The organism is Pseudofulvimonas gallinarii, assembly GCF_004343305.1.
Lineage (GTDB): Bacteria > Pseudomonadota > Gammaproteobacteria > Xanthomonadales > UBA2363 > Pseudofulvimonas > Pseudofulvimonas gallinarii.
In genome coordinates this window covers 23,938-39,783 of sequence record NZ_SMAF01000027.1, presented here as the reverse complement: position 1 = coordinate 39,783, position 15,846 = coordinate 23,938, and the positions used below count along the sequence as shown (strand labels likewise).

Genomic DNA, 15,846 nt, shown 5'->3' with positions numbered 1-15,846 from the left:
CGGATTTCATCCGGCGTCAGCGCCCGGTCGAGGGCGGCGGAGCGCTAGACGTGCCGACTCGGCAGGGCGCTGCGCGGGTGGGACTGGATCAGGCCGCAGGTCAGCGCGTAGTCGAACATGCGCTTGAGCAGCCCGCGCACCTGGCCGGCGGCGGCGTCGAAGCCTTGTTCCTTCTTGCGCCAGATGACGCCGCGCACGTCCTCGGCGGTGATGTCCCGGACCGGCTTGCTGCCGATGTGCGGCAGGATGTCCTTCTCCAGGTAGCGGCGGGGCATGGTCACGTCCTTGCGGTCGCGTGCTTGGATGTCCTTGAAGAAGCGTTCGGCGAAGTCGGCCACGGTGGCGTCTGCTGCGCCGGCCACCTTCGCTTGCTGCTTCTTCTTTGCCGGCGATTCGCCCATCGCCACCTGCTGGGCCGCCTCGTCCCGCTTCAGGCGAGCGTTCTTCAGCGTCAGCGCGGGGTACTTGCCGAGCGTCAGCTTCTCGTACTTGCCATTCAGCCGGTAGCGGTAGCGCCAGACGACGCCTCCGGTCGGGAAGACCTCCACATACAGCCCCCGGTCGTCGGTGACCGTATAGGTCTTGTCCCTGGGCTTGAGTGCCTTGAGCGCGGTGTCGGTCAGTGCCATCTCATCCTCCGTATGTCCAAGTAGAAGGATGAAAGACAAGAATCCAGCTACTTGGAACCAAACTTGGACATAAAAGCGAGTGGCTTTGACTGTATCACCAAATCACTCAGAAGACGAAATTTCCTTTGTTTACGCGGATTAAGGCCACACCATCAGACGTCAGTGGATGTCCTTGGACCCGACCTCACTTCCCGATGCAGAAGCTGGAGAAGATGGCGCCGAGCAGGTCGTCGGGCGAGTAGGCGCCGGTGATCTCGGACAGCGCCTGCTGCGCCAGGCGAAGTTCCTCGGCGGCGAGCTCGCCGGCCCGGTCGATGTCCAGCCGCGCCAGTGCCAGGTGCAGGTGCCCGCCGGTCCGGCGCAGCGCGTCGACGTGGCGGGCGCGGGCGCTGAAGGTGTTCTCGACGCTGTCGGCGGCGCCCGCCAGCCCGGCCAGGTGGGCGCGCAGCGCGTCGATGTTTTCGCCGGTCCGCAGCGACACCCGCAGCACGGTGGCGCCGGCCGCGCCGGCGTCCGCAGCGCGCGATCCGGCGGCGGCGGGAGCGCGGGCGCCGGGCAGGTCGATCTTGTTGAGGAGCACCGTCAGCGGTACGCCGGCGGGACACTCCTCGCGCAGCGCGGCGAGATCTTCGGGATGACGCGCATCGACGACGACCACGACGTGGTCGGCGCGGGCAAGCTCGGCGCGGGCGCGGCGCACGCCTTCGGCTTCGACGGTGTCGTCGGTTTCGCGCAGCCCGGCGGTATCGACCAGCGTCAACGTGGCACCACCGACGCGCACGTCCTCGCGCAGCACGTCCCGCGTTGTCCCGGCGATGTCGGTGACGATGGCGCGTTCGCTGCCGGCCAGCGCATTGAGCAGGCTGGACTTGCCGGCGTTCGGGCGGCCGACGATGGCGACGACCAGGCCGTCGCGCAGGCGCTGGCCGCGCTCGGCCGCTTCCAGCAGCTGCGCATGGGCGTCGATGACGGCGCCGATGCGCGCGGCGATCTGGCCGTCGGCCAGGAAGTCGATTTCCTCTTCGGGAAAGTCGATCGCCGCTTCGACATGCAGTCGCGCTTCGACCAGTGCCTGCAGGAGCCGGCCGACGCGTTGCGAGAACTCGCCTTCCAGCGAGCGCTGCGCGGCACGCGCCGCGGCGGCACTGCCGGCGGCGATCAGGTCGGCGACGGCTTCCGCCTGCGCGAGGTCGAGCCGACCTTCAAGAAAGGCGCGTTCGGAGAATTCACCCGGACGCGCCGGTCGCGCACCCAGCGCGTGGAGTCGTTGCAGCAGCAGGTCGAGGAGGACCGGGTTGCCGTGGCCCTGCAGTTCGACCACGTCCTCGCCGGTGAACGAATGCGGCGCCGGGAAGTAGAGCAGCAGACCGCTGTCCAGCGTGGCGCCGTCGGCGTCGCGGAAGCGTACGTAGTGGGCGTGGCGCGGCCGGGGCTGGATGCCGGTCAGGCGCCGGGCGATGTCCGGCGCCGCGGGGCCGGAGAGCCGGACGATGCCGATGCCGCCCCGTCCGGCCGGCGTGGCGATGGCGGCGATGGTGTCGCGCGCCGTCATCGCCACGGGTTCCCGCGCGGGCCGGTCAGGCCTTCTCGCCGGCCTCGATGCGCTTGGTGATGAACCATTGCTGCAGCAGGCCGAGGGCGCCGTTGGTGGTCCAGTAGAGCACCAGGCCGGCCGGGAAGAAGGCGAACATCACCGAGAACATGATCGGCATGAACTGGAAGATGCGACGCTGGATCGGATCCATGCCCGGGCTCGGCGACAGCTTCTGCGTCAGCCACATCACCGCGCCGTTGAGCACCGGCAGGATGTAGTACGGATCGCGGGCGGAAAGATCCTGGATCCAGCCGAAGAACGGCGCGTGGCGCAGTTCGACGGATTCCAGCAGCACCCAGTACAGCGCGATGAAGACCGGGATCTGGACCAGGATCGGCAGGCAGCCACCGAGCGGGTTAATCTTTTCCTTCTTGTACAGGTCCATCATCGCCAGGTTCATCTTCTGGCGGTCGTCGCCGTACCGTTCCTTCAGCTGCGCCATGCGCGGCTGCAGCTTGCGCATCTTCGCCATCGAGCGGTACTGCGCTTCGGACAGCTTGAAGAACACCGCCTTGATCAACAGGGTGACGAGGATGATGGCCAGGCCCCAGTTGCCGACCAGGCTGTGGAACTTGTCCAGGGCCCAGAACAGCGGCTTGGCCAGGAAGGTGAAGATGCCGTAGTCGACGGTCAGCTCCAGGCCCGGGGCGACGTCCGGCAGCACGTTCTGCAGCTTTGGACCGACCCACAGGCGCGAGGTGTCGCTCCACTCCTCGCCCGGCGCGACCGTGGTCGCGGTGGTGCCGACCTGGCCGATGGTGAAGCGCGTCGGCTGGCTGTTCGCCACCTGCGAGGTTTCGTAGCGGTTGGCCTGCCCGGCCTGGGGAATCCAGGCGGCAAGGAAATAATGCTGGAGCATGCCGGCCCAGCCGCCGGTGATGTCGCGGCGCAGCGGCGCACTGGCGACGTCGTCGAACTGCTGCTTTTCGTAGCGCTCTTCCGGGCTGTACCAGGCCGGGCCATGGAAGGTGATGGCAGTGGCGTCGGTGAAGGAAAAGCCGGCGCGGGTGCGCAGCGGCACGCGCTGCAGCTGGCGATAGACGGTGCCGACCCAGGGCGCGCCACTGTCGTTGCGCAGCTGGTGGCGCACTTCGACCGTGTAGTCGCCGCGACGCAGGGTGATGGTCTTGCGTACGCTGACGCCGCTGGGGTCGGTCCAGGTGAGCGGCACTTCGACGCTGTCGCCGGCGAGGACGTAGCGGTCCTGCTCGACCTGGTAGAGGGCGGTGTGGTCCGGCGCCACGCCGCCGCTGCTGACCAGGCCGCTGCGGGCGTGGAAGAGGCGGGCCGGGTCGTCGCTCAGCAGCTCGACCGGCTGCTCGGATTTCAGCGTCACCGGGTAGTCCAGCAGCTCGGCGGAGACGATGGTGCCACCGCGGCTGTCGATGACCAGGCGCAGGACGTCGGTTTCCACCGTGACGCGGCGACCGGCCGGCACCACCGCCGCCGAGGTGGTGGCGGCGACGCCCGGCACTTCCCCGGCGACGGTCGGAGCGGCCGGAACGCCTTCGGCGCTGCCTGCTTCCGGCGTTGCGCCGGGGGCGGCCGGCGTGCCGTCGACGGCGCCGGTAGTGAGCGCGGACGCGCTGGCGGTGGCCGGCTGGTTGAAATCGCCCCAGGCCTGCCAGAGCAGGTAGGCGACGAACAGCCAGGCGACGAATAGCAGGACGCGGGTATTGGGCATGAGTCTGGCGGGCGGGCGCGGGGCCCGTCGTGTCGGGAAGGCAAAGGAGGGGGATTGTCGCGGTTCGCAGCGACCCGATCAATCAAGCGCGCAGACGCGGCCAGGCGTCGAGGAGGTCGCGCCAGACTTCGCCGCGCGGCGCCTGGGCGGCTTCGGGCTTGGCGTTGACGACGATATCGAGGTTCGGAAGCGTCGCCATGGCGAGCCGGAAGCTCTGGCGGATCTGCCGGCGCAGTCGGTTGCGGACCACCGAGCGCTTGTCGACACGGCGGCTCACCGCCATGCCCAGGCGGGCATGGTCGAGTTCACTGGCTGCGAAGTGGAAGCGGAAGTAGCGCGAGTTGCGCTTCAGCCGGGCGACGAAGACGCGGTCGAACGCCGCCTTGCCGCTCAGCACACTCGCGCGCGTCGTCTTTGCGGCGCGCACGGCTGGTCGGTTCCCGCTTACGGGATCAGGCGCTTGCGACCCTTGGCACGACGGGCCGACAGGACCTTGCGGCCATCGGCGGTCTTCATGCGGGCGCGGAAGCCGTGCGTACGGGCGCGCTTGAGGTTGCTGGGCTGGAAGGTGCGTTTCATGGCGGCGGACCCAAGGTCGTCGGCAAAGGGCAGGCATTGTAGGCGCTGGAGCCTGGCGGGTCAAATGCGCCGCTCCGGCGGGGTTTGCCGGCGCCATGGCGAATCGGGCCCGGCGCCGCATCGCGACCGGTTACACTGATCCACCGCACACGCGCTGTAACGAGAGAACCTGATCGCGATGGCCGAATTGTGGCAGCGATGCCTGCGCCGCCTGGAAGGCGAACTCAACGCCGAAGACCTGCACACCTGGCTGGTGCCGCTGCAGCCGCAGCAGTCCGGCAGCGGCGAACTGCTGCTGTACGCCGCGAACGTCTATGTCGCCGAGCGCGTGCAGAAGCATTTCCTCGAACGCATCCAGGAACTGCTGCAGGCCTTGAGCGGGTCGCCGGTGGTCGTGCGCCTGAAGGTCGGCCAGCGTCCGAGTGACGAGCCGGAGGCCGCCGAGTCGCGTTCGTCCGGCGGCGAACGCCTGCCGCCGATCGAATCCAACCTCGATGCCCGATACACCTTCGACAACTTCGTCGAGGGCAAGTCCAACGAGCTCGGCAAGGCCGCCGCGCTGCAGGTCGCGCTGAAACCCGGCGAGGTCTACAACCCGCTGCTGCTGTACGGCGGCACCGGCCTGGGCAAGACGCACCTGCTGCTGGCCGCCGGCCATGTCATGAAGCAGAACCGTCCGGGCATGCGGGTGGTGTACATGCGCTCGGAGCGCTTCGTCAGCGAGATGATCCGCGCCCTGCGCAGCAACCGCATGGACGAGTTCAAGCGGCAGTTCCGCAGCGTCGACGCGCTGCTGATCGACGACATCCAGTTTTTCGCCGGCAAGGACCGCACCCAGGAAGAGTTTTTCCACACCTTCAACGCGCTGTTCGAAGGCAAGCAGCAGATCGTGCTGACCTGCGACCGCTATCCCAAGGAGGTCGAGGGCCTGGAGCCGCGCCTGAAGTCGCGCTTCGGCTGGGGCCTGAACGTCGCCATCGAGCCGCCGGATTTCGAGACGCGGGTCAGCATCCTGCTCAGCAAGGCGCAGGCGATGGAACTGACCCTGCCCGACGATGTCGCCTTCCTGATCGCCAAGCGCATGCGTTCAAACGTGCGCGAGCTGGAAGGTGCCCTGAACACGCTGTCGGCGCGCGCGAACCTCAGTGGCCGGGCGATCACGCTGGAATTCGCCCAGGAGGCGCTGCGCGACCACCTCAGCGTCCAGGAGCGCCTGGTGAGCATCCCGAACATCCAGAAGACCGTCGCCGACTATTTTGGCCTGCGCCACGGTGACCTGGTGTCCAAGCGGCGCCAGCGCTCGGTGGTGCGGCCGCGGCAGATGGCGATGACGCTGGCCAAGGAACTGACCGAGCACAGCCTGCCGGAGATCGGCGAGGCGTTCGCCCGGGACCACACCACGGTGCTGCACGCCTGCCGGGTGGTGCGGAAGCTGGTCGAGACCGATGGCCGGGCGCGCGAAGACTGGGACAAGTTGATCCGTTCGTTAACCAGTTGAGGGCTTGTGGATACACTGTGTCTGAAAACCCGCCGGAAAGTTATGCACAGAGTCATCACCGTCCGGTGAACCGGTTTCCGCACAGGCTTTTGTGTCTTAAATCATTGATTTGATTAATGTTTTGCGGGTTGTTGCGGCGCCTGGGAGGTGCCAACAACAACAATCTTCAACAGATAAGAGCATCTAGTTAGAGGTCTGCCCATGCGTTTCCAAATCCAGCGGGAAGCACTGTTCAAGCCCTTGCAGGCCGTCATCGGTGTGGTCGAGAAGCGACAGACGATGCCGATTCTGGCGAACCTGCTCGTGTCGGTGCGCGCGGGGCGGGTTTCGTTTACCGGAACCGACCTGCAGCTGGAGATCATCGGCAGCGCCGACGTGAGCGATTCGGTGGATGGCGAAGTCACGGTGCCGGCGCGCAAGCTGGTGGATATCTGCCGTGCCCTTCCTGACGGCAGCACGGTGACGGTTGAACAGCAGGGTGACCGGGTCATGGTCAAGGCCGGGCGCAGCCGGTTTACGCTGGCGACGCTGCCGGCTGCGGAGTTTCCGGCACTGGAAGCGCGCGAGATCAATGATGTCCTGGAACTGCCGGAAGGCGTGTTCAAGGATCTGATCGATCGCGTCGCCTTTGCGATGGCGGTCCAGGATGTGCGCTTCTATCTCAACGGCATGCTGTTCGACCTGCGTGACGGCTCGCTGCGGGCGGTGGCTACCGACGGTCACCGTCTGGCGACTTGCCAGGCGGATCTGCCAGGTCATGCCGGTAGCGACCGTCAGTTGCTGCTGCCGCGCAAGGCGGTGCTGGAATTGCAGCGGCTGCTCGAAGGTGGTGACGACATTCTGCGCCTGGAGTTCGGCCGCAGCCATCTTCGCCTGGGTCGCGCCGATGTGCAGTTCACGTCGAACCTGATCGACGGGCGTTTCCCGGATTACGAAGCGGTGATGCCGATCGGTGCCGACAAGCAGGTCAGGGTGGACCGCGAGCAGCTGCGGGCGGCGTTGAGCCGCGCCGCCATTCTGTCTAACGAGAAGTACCGCGGAGTAAGGCTGGAGGTCAGTCCGCAGCAGCTTCGCATCGTGGCCCACAACAGTGAGCAGGAAGAGGCGGTGGAGGAGCTCGGCGCCGAGAGCAATGCCGATGGACTGCAGATCTCCTTCAACGTGACCTACGTGCTGGATGCGCTGGGCTCATTGCGCGCCGAGCTGGTCGACCTGCGGCTTCGTGATGGCAATTCCAGCTGCCTGATTTCGGATGCCGACGACACCCGCTCCCGCCATGTCGTCATGCCGATGCGCATGTGAATGATGTGAGCCCCTTGGCGACGCGGATCGGATTGATCCGCGTCGAGTCTTTCAGGAACCTGCAGTCCGTTGAACTGCATCTGGCTGACGGATTCAACTTCTTTTCCGGTGGCAACGGGGCGGGCAAGACCAGTGTCCTGGAGGCTGTGCATGTCCTTGGACACGGTCGCTCATTCCGGACCGCGCAGGCCGGTGATCTGGTCAGGGTCGGCCGGGAGCGCTTTTCGATCTTCGCGGAATGCCGGCTTGGCCTGGCGGCTGCGGGCCACGACACACGGCTGGGTCTTGGCTGGAGCCGCGACGGCTGGACGCTTCGCCGCAACAACGAGGCGGTTCCCATTCTGTCGGATTTTGTCCGTAACCTCCCGGTGGTGACCCTGGATCCCGGAAGTCACGAACTTATCAGTGGCCCGTCGGAGCTCCGGAGACGGTTTCTGGACTGGTTGTTGTTCCACGTGGAACCGGATTTTCTGTCCGTCTGGCGTCGCTATGCGCGGGCGCTCCGGCAGCGCAACGCAGCCCTTCGCAGTCCATTCGGCGTTTCGGACCGGGAACTTTCGGTGTGGGAGAAGGAGCTGGTCGAGGCGGGGACGCGGGTTCACGACCACCGCGAGCGTCTGGTCTCGGAGCTGCGCACGGAGTTTCTGCCGCTGCTGGCGTCGATCGCACCTGGTTTACCGGTCGAGGGAATCAGGCTCAGGTCGGGCTGGTCTTCGGATACCGGACTCGCGGACGCTCTGCGTGAGGGCCGCTCAAGCGACCGGGAACGTGGCTTCACGCAACGGGGACCTCACCGTGGGGACTGGCGCCTGCAGCTCGGCAACGGGCTGGATCATGACCAGTTGTCCCGGGGTCAGGGCAAGCTGGCGGCATTGACGAGCCTGCTCGCCCAAGCGGCCCTGCTGCGGAAGCATCGGGGAGACTGGCCGGTTCTGTCCTGCGACGATCTGGCGGCCGAGCTCGACGACGAGCATCAGGCGAGGTTGCTGGAGTGGCTCTCCCGGACGGGTGCCCAGGTCCTTATAACCGGCACCAGCACGTTGACGTTGCCGACGACGGCGCCACCGGCGCGCATGTTCCACGTGGAACAGGGCCGCATCGCCCAACTGCTATAATTACTTTCTCCGCCCGCGCACGGCGCGGCAGGCATCCACGAGCACTGGCTGGCATGACCGACCAATACGATTCGAGCAAGATCAAGGTATTGAAGGGCCTGGAGGCCGTTCGCAAGCGCCCCGGCATGTACATCGGCGATACCGATGACGGCACCGGCCTGCACCACATGGTTTTCGAAGTGGTCGACAACTCCGTGGACGAGTCGTTGGCCGGCCATTGCACCCGGATCCGGGTCTGCCTGCACCAGGATGGAACGGTATCGGTGGAGGACAACGGCCGCGGCATCCCTGTTGACATTCACAAGGAAGAGAACCGTTCCGCAGCGGAGGTCATCCTGACCGTCCTGCATGCGGGCGGCAAGTTCGACGACAATTCCTACAAGGTGTCCGGTGGCTTGCATGGCGTCGGCGTGTCCGTCGTCAACGCGCTTTCCGAATCGCTGTGGCTGCGCATCTGGCGCGACAACATCGAGCACGAGCAGGAATACGCCCACGGCGAGCCGCTGTATCCGCTGCGCGCCCTAGGTCCGACCGAAAAGCGCGGCACCCTGGTGCGCTTCAAGCCCAGCGCAAAGACCTTCACCAACCTCGAATTCCATTACGACATCCTGGCGAATCGCCTGCGCGAGCTGGCGTTCCTCAACTCCGGGCTACGCATCGAACTGGTGGACGAGCGCGGGGAAGGGCGCACCGATGTCTATCAATACGAAGGCGGCATCCGCTCCTTCGTCGAGCATCTGGCGCAGCTGAAGACGCCGCTGCATCCGTCCGTGGCCTATTTCGCCGGTACCGAATCGGATATCGGCGTCGAAGTGGCACTGCAGTGGACCGACGCCTACGAAGAGCGGATGTTCTGCTTCACCAACAACATCCGCCAGAAGGACGGCGGCACCCACCTGACCGGTTTCCGCGCTGCCCTGACACGCGCCTTGTCGGGTTACATCGAGCGCTCCGGCCTGGGCAAGAACGCCAAGGTGCAGTTCGCCGGCGACGACATGCGCGAAGGCCTGATCGCGGTGCTGTCGGTGAAGGTGCCCGATCCCAAATTCTCGTCGCAGACCAAGGACAAGCTGGTCAGCTCCGAGGTGAAGGGTGCCGTCGAAACGCTGATGGCGCAGAAACTGGCCGAATTCCTCGACGAACATCCCGCGGATGCCCGCGCGATCACCGCCAAGATCGTCGAAGCGGCGCGTGCACGCGAGGCCGCGCGCAAGGCCCGCGAGCTGACGCGCCGCAAGGGTGCGCTGGACATTGCCGGCCTGCCTGGAAAGCTGGCCGACTGCCAGGAAAAGGACCCGGCGCTGTCCGAACTGTTCCTGGTCGAGGGTGACTCCGCCGGCGGCTCCGCCAAGCAGGGCCGCAACCGCCGTACCCAGGCGATCCTGCCGCTCAAGGGCAAGATCCTCAATGTGGAAAAGGCGCGTTTTGACAAGATGATATCTTCGGCGGAAGTCGGCACGCTTATCACCGCGCTCGGTTGCGGCATCGGCAAGGACGAATTCAACGTCGACAAGCTGCGCTACCACCGCATCATCATCATGACCGACGCCGACGTCGACGGCTCGCACATCCGCACGCTGCTGCTGACGTTCTTCTACCGGCAGATGCCGGAGCTGATCGAGCGTGGCCACATCTACATCGGCCTGCCGCCGCTGTACAAGATCAAGCAGGGGCGCAACGAGCAGTACATCAAGGACGATGCCGCGCTGGATGCTTTCCTGATCGCCAGCGCGGTCGATGGCGCCGAACTGGCGTACTCGCCGGATGCGCCGCCCCTGACCGGCGCGGCGCTGGAAAAGCTGATGACCGAATACCAGAACGCGCAGGCCATCATCGCGCGGCTGGGCACGCGCTACGACCCCGCCGTCCTGCAGGCGCTGGTCGACACGGCGCCGCTGGCGACCGACCAGCTCGGCAACACCGCGCTGGCCGAGACCTGGATGCAGACATTGACCGCCAAGCTCAACACCGACGGCCTCGGCCGGCCGCATTACCGGCTGTCGCTGGAGAGCGATGCCGAGCAGGGCCCGACCCTGCGCATCGAACGCCAGCACCATGGACTGTCGGTCCTGCAGCACTGGCCGGTGACGTTCTTCAATTCCGGCGACTATCGCCAGCTCACCGCGCTGGCGTCGCAGCTGGCAGGCCTGATCCAGCCGGGTGCGCAGCTGCGCCGTGGCGGACGCGGCATCGCCGTCAGCCAGTTCGCAGAAGTCGCGCGCTGGCTGCTCGAGGAAGCCAAGCGCGGCCGCACCATCCAGCGCTTCAAGGGCCTGGGTGAAATGAACCCGGAACAGCTGTGGGAAACCACCGTCAATCCGGAAACCCGGCGCCTGCTGCAAGTCACCATCGAGGACGGTGTCGCCGCCGACCAGATGTTCACCATGCTGATGGGCGAAGCGGTGGAGCCGCGCCGCAATTTCATCGAAGAAAACGCGTTGCGGGTGGGCAACCTCGACGTCTGACACGCCGGCGTTCCGCCGCAACGCCAGGCCGGGCCCTGCCGCAAGACAGGCGTCCCGGCCGGCGCCTCAGTGCCATGCCCTTTGCCGCGCTGCGGCCATGACAGGGACACGCCGATCGTTGTACTGTCCGGCCAGCTAGGGACGCTCGTGGCTCATGAAGAAGACCCATCTGTATGTACTGGCCGTGCTGTTGATCGCGGCCGGCCTTGCGGCATTTTTCTATAAATGGAAGGTCCTGAAGTTCCCGCTGACACCGGTCGAACAGGCCGAGGTCTGGGAGGTGCAGGCCCGGGTCGAATTCCAGCCGCGCAATGGCGCCAACCGCGTGGTCCTGCAGATTCCGCTTGATCCGCCGGGCTATTCGATCCTCGACGAGAACTTCATGGCGCGCGGCTACGGCATGAACACCGAGCGCAGCCGCGACGGCCGCAGCCGCGAGGTGCAGTGGACCATCCGCCGCGCGCGCGGCACCCAGGCGCTTTACTACCGCGCGACGATCTATCGCGACGGGGTTCCCGCCGCCGATACCGACCGGCCGCAGCTGCAGTCGCCGCCGGAGCTGGAGGAACCCTTCACCAGCGCGGCGCAGTCACTGCTCGAACGCGTCCGCGAACACAGCGTCGACAGCGCCAGCTTCGCCGCCGAGCTGCTGCGCGAATTCTCCAGTTCGACGCCATCGCAGGAAGTAACCCTGCTGCTGCAGGGCCGCAACGGCGACCATGAGCGCGCCCGCTTTGCCACCGAGCTGCTGGCGATCCGCAACATCGCCGCCCGCGTCATCCAGGGCCTGCGCCTGGAGGAAACCGCGGCCGGCGAGCTGCGGCCCTACCTGCAGGTCTACGATACCGACGCCAACGAGTGGCGCACGCTCGACGTCCGCACCGGCAGCATCGGCTGGCCAAGCGACCTGTTCCTGTGGAGCAAGAGCGGCAAGCCGGTGCTGGAAATCGACGGTTCGCCGCGTGCGCGCTTCGACATCCGCATGCAGCGCAGCCTGGTCGATTCCCTGAAGGCGGCGGTGGACCGCCTGGAAGTGCGTGACGAGAACCTCGTCGCCTATTCGCTGCTGAACCTGCCGCTGCAGACCCAGGACGTCTACCGCATCCTGCTGATGGTGCCGGTCGGCGCCTTCATCATGCTGATCCTGCGCAACATCGTCGGCATCAAGACCTTTGGCACCTTCATGCCCGTTCTGATCGCGATCTCATTCAAATGGACATCGCTGCTGGCCGGCCTGACGCTGTTCTCGCTGGTCGTCGGGCTCGGACTGCTGGTGCGCTTCTACATGGAGCGGCTCAAACTGCTGCTGGTGCCGCGCCTGACGGCGGTGCTGATCGTCGTCGTCCTGATCATGGCGCTGGTCAGCGTGGTCTCGAACCGCCTCGGCCTGGAAGTCGGCCTGTCGATCGCGCTGTTCCCGATGATCATCATGACCATGACGATCGAACGCGTCTCGGTGGCCTGGGACGAACGCGGCGCCGGCTATGCGATGAAGATGGCCGCCGGCTCGCTGATGATCGCCAGCCTGGCCTACCTGGTCATGAGCTGGCCGCCGCTGGAGCACCTGATGTTCGTGTATCCGGAGGTGCTGCTGATCCTGCTCGGCTTCACGCTGATCCTCGGCCGCTATTCCGGTTACCGCCTGACCGAGCTGAGCCGCTTCCGCGCCCTGGCCCGGCCACCAGGGGAGGGCTGAGGTGTTCAACCCCTTCACGGTGGCAAAGCGCCTGCGCGAGGTCGGCCTGGTCGGCCTGAACTCGCGCAACGCCGATTACGTACTTCTCCACAACCAGCGCAAGTATTATCCGCGCGTGGACGACAAGCTCCTGACCAAGGAGCTTGCGCTGGCGGCAGGATTGCCGGTTCCCGACCTCTACGCCGTCGTCCGCGAGGAGCACCAGATCGCCTCGCTGCACGAAAAGCTGGCGCCTTATCCGAATTTCGTCGTCAAGCCGGCCCACGGATCCGGGGGCGACGGCATCCTGGTCATCCACGGCCGCCGCGGCGAACGCTACCGCCGTGCCAGCGGCAGCTTCATGACCCGCGAGGAATTCCAGCACCACCTGTCGAACGGCCTGTCCGGCCTGTACTCGCTGGGTGGCCAACCCGACCACCTGCTGGTCGAATACTGCGTCGAATTTGATCCGCTGTTCGAGCGCGTCAGCTACAAGGGCGTGCCGGACATCCGCATCATCACCTTCCTTGGCTATCCGGTGATGGCGATGATCCGCCTGCCGACGCGCATGTCCGACGGCAAGGCCAACCTGCACCAGGGCGCGATCGGGGTCGGCATCGACATCCCCAGCGGCATCACCAAACGCGGTGTCTGGGGCAACGAGCCGGTGCGCGAACACCCGGACACCGAGCATTCCATCGTCGGCCTGGCGATTCCGCGCTGGCCGGAGCTGCTGATGATCGCCGCCCGTTCCTATGAACTGTCCGGCCTGGGCTATGTCGGCGTCGACATCGTCCTGGACAAGAATCGCGGGCCGATGGTGCTGGAGCTCAATGCGCGTCCCGGGCTGGCGATCCAGATCGCCAACGGCAACGGCCTGCGCCATCGACTCGACAAGATCGAGGCACTGAAGAAAACGGGGAAGCTGTCGGCGGATCCGGCTGAACGGATTGCGTTCGCGCAGGCGAATTTCGCCACGACCTGAACCCCGGGACCGCCAACCCCGGCGTTAGAATCGAGGACACCCGCCTGCCACGGAGAGCCGACATGACTATCCGCACCGTCTTCATGGCGGCACTTGCCCTGGTGTTGCAGGGCTGTGCCACCACGCCAACGGGCCGCAGCCAGGTCATGCTGGTCGACGAGCGCCAGATGAGCGATCTCGGCGCCCAGGCCTTCAGCCAGCTGCGCAGCGGCGGTCGCGTCTCCAGCGACGCGCGGCAGCAGCGCTACGTGCGCTGCATCGCCGACAGCCTGATCGCCCAGCTGCCCGACCCATGGCGCGGCCTGCCATGGGAAGTCGAGGTTTTCATCGACGACACCCCCAACGCCTTCGCACTGCCGGGCGGCAAGGTCGGCGTCAACACCGGCATGTTCGTCGTCGCCGAGGACGCCGATCAGCTCGCCGCTGTGGTGGGCCACGAACTGGCCCATGTCATGTACCGCCATGGCGCCGAGCGATTCTCGCAGCAGATCCTTGCCCAGACGGGCCTCACCGTCGCCGCCGTGGCCGCCAACGCAAAGGCGCCCGAGAACTCGCAGCTGATCCTCGGTGCGCTCGGCGCCGGCGCGCAGATCGGCGTGCTGCTGCCGTTCTCGCGCAAGCACGAAACCGAAGCGGACCTGGAAGGACAGAGACTCATGGCGCGTGCCGGTTTCGACCCCGCGGCCGCCGTCACGCTGTGGCAGCGCATGCAGCAGTCCGGCGGCGGCAGCGGTCCGACCTGGATGTCCACCCATCCGAATCCGCAGGGACGCATCAACCAGCTCAACCAGGGGCTGGCCGCAGCCAGGCCCGAATTCGAACGGGCGCACGCAGAAGGTCGTTTGCCGTCATGCAGGCTCTGATGCCGGCAAATGTTAAGCAGGCTTAACGCCGGACCCGGCGTGACGCCTGACAATAGCTTTATCGACGAAACAGGACGTAGTAGGGGTCATGGCGACATGACCGCAGCATTCCCGCCATTCAAAGGATCCACGATGAAACGCCTCATCCTCGCCATCACTCTGGTCAGCCTCCCGCTGACAGCCCTGCTTACCGCCCAGTCTGCCGATGCCCAGAGCCGGAGTCGTGAATCGCGCCAGCGCACCACCCAGAAGGCGGAAGAGAACCAGTATCCGAACACGTCGCGCGCGGAGCCGGACCGCAAGACCAACGAGCGCAGCATGCGTCGCATCCAGACCGCGTATACCGCCCTCAACGAGGGCGAATACGACAAGGTCACGTCCATCCTTGGCGAACTGGACGGCAATGCCCGCTTGACCGCCTACGAGCAGGGCCTGGTCAACCAGGGCCTGGCCCAGGCCGCCTATGAGCAGGACGACGTCGAAACCGCACTGGTCCACTGGCAGAAGGCCGTCGATGGCGGCGGCATGCCCAACAACCAGCATTTCCAGCTGATGTACCAGATCGCCCAGCTGCAGCTGATGGAAGAACACTACGACGCGGCGCTGGCGACGGTCGACCGCTGGCTGCGCGAGAGTGGCTCGACCAAGCCGGAAGCCTATGGCCTGAAGGGCAATGCCCTGTATCGCCTCGAGCGCTACGACGAGGCGGTGGCCGCGCTCGACCAGGCGATCGGCGCATCGGGCGACAGTCCGGCCAACGGCCTGTTCGAGCTGAAGATGGCGGCACTGTATGAAAAGCAGGACTACCTCGGCGCCTCGCAGGTGCTGGAGGAACTGGTCCGCCGCCGCCCGGACGAAGTGAAATACCAGATCAACCTGGCCCAGACCTATATCGAACTGGAGCAGCTCGAGAAGGCCCTGCCGGTCATGCAGAACCTGCGCAGCAGCGGCAAGCTCAAGGACACCGAACACTGGCGCCAGCTGTACCAGCTGCAGGCCTACGCCGACCGTCCCGCAGACGCGGCGGCGACCATCACCGACGGCATCCAGGCCGGCGCCCTACCGGCCGACAAGGACACCCTGCGCGCGCTGGGCGACAACTACTACCAGGCCGAGATGATCGACCAGGCCATCGATGCCTACACCCGGTCGGCGGCGGCCTCTCCCGACGACGGCAATGCCGACCAGCAGCGCGGTCACCTGCTGCTCGAGCGCGAGCGCAATGCCGAAGCCCGCGAGGCTCTGGCCACGGCCATGCGCAAGGGCAACCTGCGCGACCCGGGCACCGCCTATCTGCTGATCGGCGAACTGGAGGCGGAAGCCGGCAACAACCAGGCTGCCATCGCCGCGTTCCGGGAAGCGCTCAAGCATGACCGCTCGCGCGGGAACGCGGAACTCTGGCTGAAGAATCTGGGCGCCCGTTGATCGCAAAAGCAATCTGAAAGGCGCGTGAATGC

General features: G+C 66.1%; 13 protein-coding genes. 8 read left to right on the top strand and 5 right to left on the bottom strand.

Annotated elements, in window-relative coordinates; translation table 11 throughout:
* Window positions 1-44: 44 nt before the first annotated feature.
* From EDC25_RS13180 to rpmH, 5 genes are all read right to left on the bottom strand, one after another.
* Window positions 45-629 carry a tyrosine-type recombinase/integrase gene (locus EDC25_RS13180; RefSeq protein WP_207905718.1) on the bottom strand — a complete coding sequence of 195 codons (585 nt, stop codon included), beginning with the start codon at window positions 627-629 and terminating at the stop codon, window positions 45-47.
* Window positions 630-813: 184 nt separating this feature from the next.
* Window positions 814-2,181, bottom strand: coding sequence for a tRNA uridine-5-carboxymethylaminomethyl(34) synthesis GTPase MnmE (mnmE, locus tag EDC25_RS13175; RefSeq protein ID WP_123521454.1), 1,368 nt, complete (start codon window positions 2,179-2,181; stop codon window positions 814-816).
* Window positions 2,182-2,206: 25 nt separating this feature from the next.
* The gene (gene yidC, locus EDC25_RS13170) at window positions 2,207-3,907 is read right to left on the bottom strand and encodes a membrane protein insertase YidC (RefSeq protein WP_132577657.1); all 1,701 of its coding nucleotides are present in this window, start codon (window positions 3,905-3,907) and stop codon (window positions 2,207-2,209) included.
* 82 nt (window positions 3,908-3,989) lie between these two features.
* Window positions 3,990-4,334 (bottom strand): ribonuclease P protein component, encoded by a 345-nt coding sequence (gene rnpA, locus EDC25_RS13165; RefSeq protein WP_123521455.1) that lies wholly within the window; start codon window positions 4,332-4,334, stop codon window positions 3,990-3,992.
* Window positions 4,335-4,351: 17 nt separating this feature from the next.
* Window positions 4,352-4,486, bottom strand: coding sequence for a 50S ribosomal protein L34 (gene rpmH, locus EDC25_RS13160; protein ID WP_123521456.1), 135 nt, complete (start codon window positions 4,484-4,486; stop codon window positions 4,352-4,354).
* Between the two features lie 178 nt (window positions 4,487-4,664).
* On the opposite strand from rpmH, the gene dnaA reads away from it, so the two are divergent.
* The 8 genes from dnaA to EDC25_RS13120 all read left to right on the top strand — a co-directional run bounded on the left by dnaA (window position 4,665) and on the right by EDC25_RS13120 (window position 15,814).
* Window positions 4,665-5,984 (top strand): chromosomal replication initiator protein DnaA, encoded by a 1,320-nt coding sequence (gene dnaA / locus EDC25_RS13155; protein WP_132577655.1) that lies wholly within the window; start codon window positions 4,665-4,667, stop codon window positions 5,982-5,984.
* 201 nt (window positions 5,985-6,185) lie between these two features.
* Window positions 6,186-7,286 (top strand): DNA polymerase III subunit beta, encoded by a 1,101-nt coding sequence (gene dnaN / locus EDC25_RS13150; protein WP_123521457.1) that lies wholly within the window; start codon window positions 6,186-6,188, stop codon window positions 7,284-7,286.
* A gap of 14 nt (window positions 7,287-7,300) precedes the next feature.
* Window positions 7,301-8,401, top strand: coding sequence for a DNA replication/repair protein RecF (gene recF / locus EDC25_RS13145; protein ID WP_165910912.1), 1,101 nt, complete (start codon window positions 7,301-7,303; stop codon window positions 8,399-8,401).
* A 53-nt stretch (window positions 8,402-8,454) separates the two neighbouring features.
* Window positions 8,455-10,866, top strand: coding sequence for a DNA topoisomerase (ATP-hydrolyzing) subunit B (gyrB, locus tag EDC25_RS13140; RefSeq protein WP_207905717.1), 2,412 nt, complete (start codon window positions 8,455-8,457; stop codon window positions 10,864-10,866).
* A 154-nt stretch (window positions 10,867-11,020) separates the two neighbouring features.
* Entirely contained in the window at window positions 11,021-12,562 is a 1,542-nt protein-coding gene (locus EDC25_RS13135; RefSeq protein WP_132577651.1) for an inactive transglutaminase family protein, read from the top strand.
* Window position 12,563: 1 nt separating this feature from the next.
* On the top strand, window positions 12,564-13,526 hold the full coding sequence (locus EDC25_RS13130; RefSeq protein ID WP_123521461.1) for an alpha-L-glutamate ligase-like protein: 963 nt from the start codon (window positions 12,564-12,566) through the stop codon (window positions 13,524-13,526).
* 62 nt (window positions 13,527-13,588) lie between these two features.
* Window positions 13,589-14,389, top strand: a complete 801-nt coding sequence (locus tag EDC25_RS13125) for a M48 family metallopeptidase (RefSeq protein WP_240639616.1) — start codon at window positions 13,589-13,591, stop codon at window positions 14,387-14,389.
* 132 nt (window positions 14,390-14,521) lie between these two features.
* Window positions 14,522-15,814, top strand: coding sequence for a tetratricopeptide repeat protein (locus EDC25_RS13120; RefSeq protein ID WP_165910911.1), 1,293 nt, complete (start codon window positions 14,522-14,524; stop codon window positions 15,812-15,814).
* Window positions 15,815-15,846: the final 32 nt, after the last annotated feature.

Excerpts from the sequence above, each read along its gene's own strand:
- rpmH (WP_123521456.1), bottom strand. The coding sequence starts at position 4,486 with ATGAAACGCACCTTCCAGCCCAGCAACCTCAAGCGCGCCCGTACGCAC.
- mnmE (WP_123521454.1), bottom strand. The coding sequence starts at position 2,181 with ATGACGGCGCGCGACACCATCGCCGCCATCGCCACGCCGGCCGGACGG.
- EDC25_RS13120 (WP_165910911.1), top strand. The coding sequence starts at position 14,522 with ATGAAACGCCTCATCCTCGCCATCACTCTGGTCAGCCTCCCGCTGACA.
- yidC (WP_132577657.1), bottom strand. The coding sequence starts at position 3,907 with ATGCCCAATACCCGCGTCCTGCTATTCGTCGCCTGGCTGTTCGTCGCC.
- dnaN (WP_123521457.1), top strand. The coding sequence starts at position 6,186 with ATGCGTTTCCAAATCCAGCGGGAAGCACTGTTCAAGCCCTTGCAGGCC.
- EDC25_RS13135 (WP_132577651.1), top strand. The coding sequence starts at position 11,021 with ATGAAGAAGACCCATCTGTATGTACTGGCCGTGCTGTTGATCGCGGCC.
- dnaA (WP_132577655.1), top strand. The coding sequence starts at position 4,665 with ATGGCCGAATTGTGGCAGCGATGCCTGCGCCGCCTGGAAGGCGAACTC.
- gyrB (WP_207905717.1), top strand. The coding sequence starts at position 8,455 with ATGACCGACCAATACGATTCGAGCAAGATCAAGGTATTGAAGGGCCTG.
- EDC25_RS13125 (WP_240639616.1), top strand. The coding sequence starts at position 13,589 with ATGACTATCCGCACCGTCTTCATGGCGGCACTTGCCCTGGTGTTGCAG.
- EDC25_RS13180 (WP_207905718.1), bottom strand. The coding sequence starts at position 629 with ATGGCACTGACCGACACCGCGCTCAAGGCACTCAAGCCCAGGGACAAG.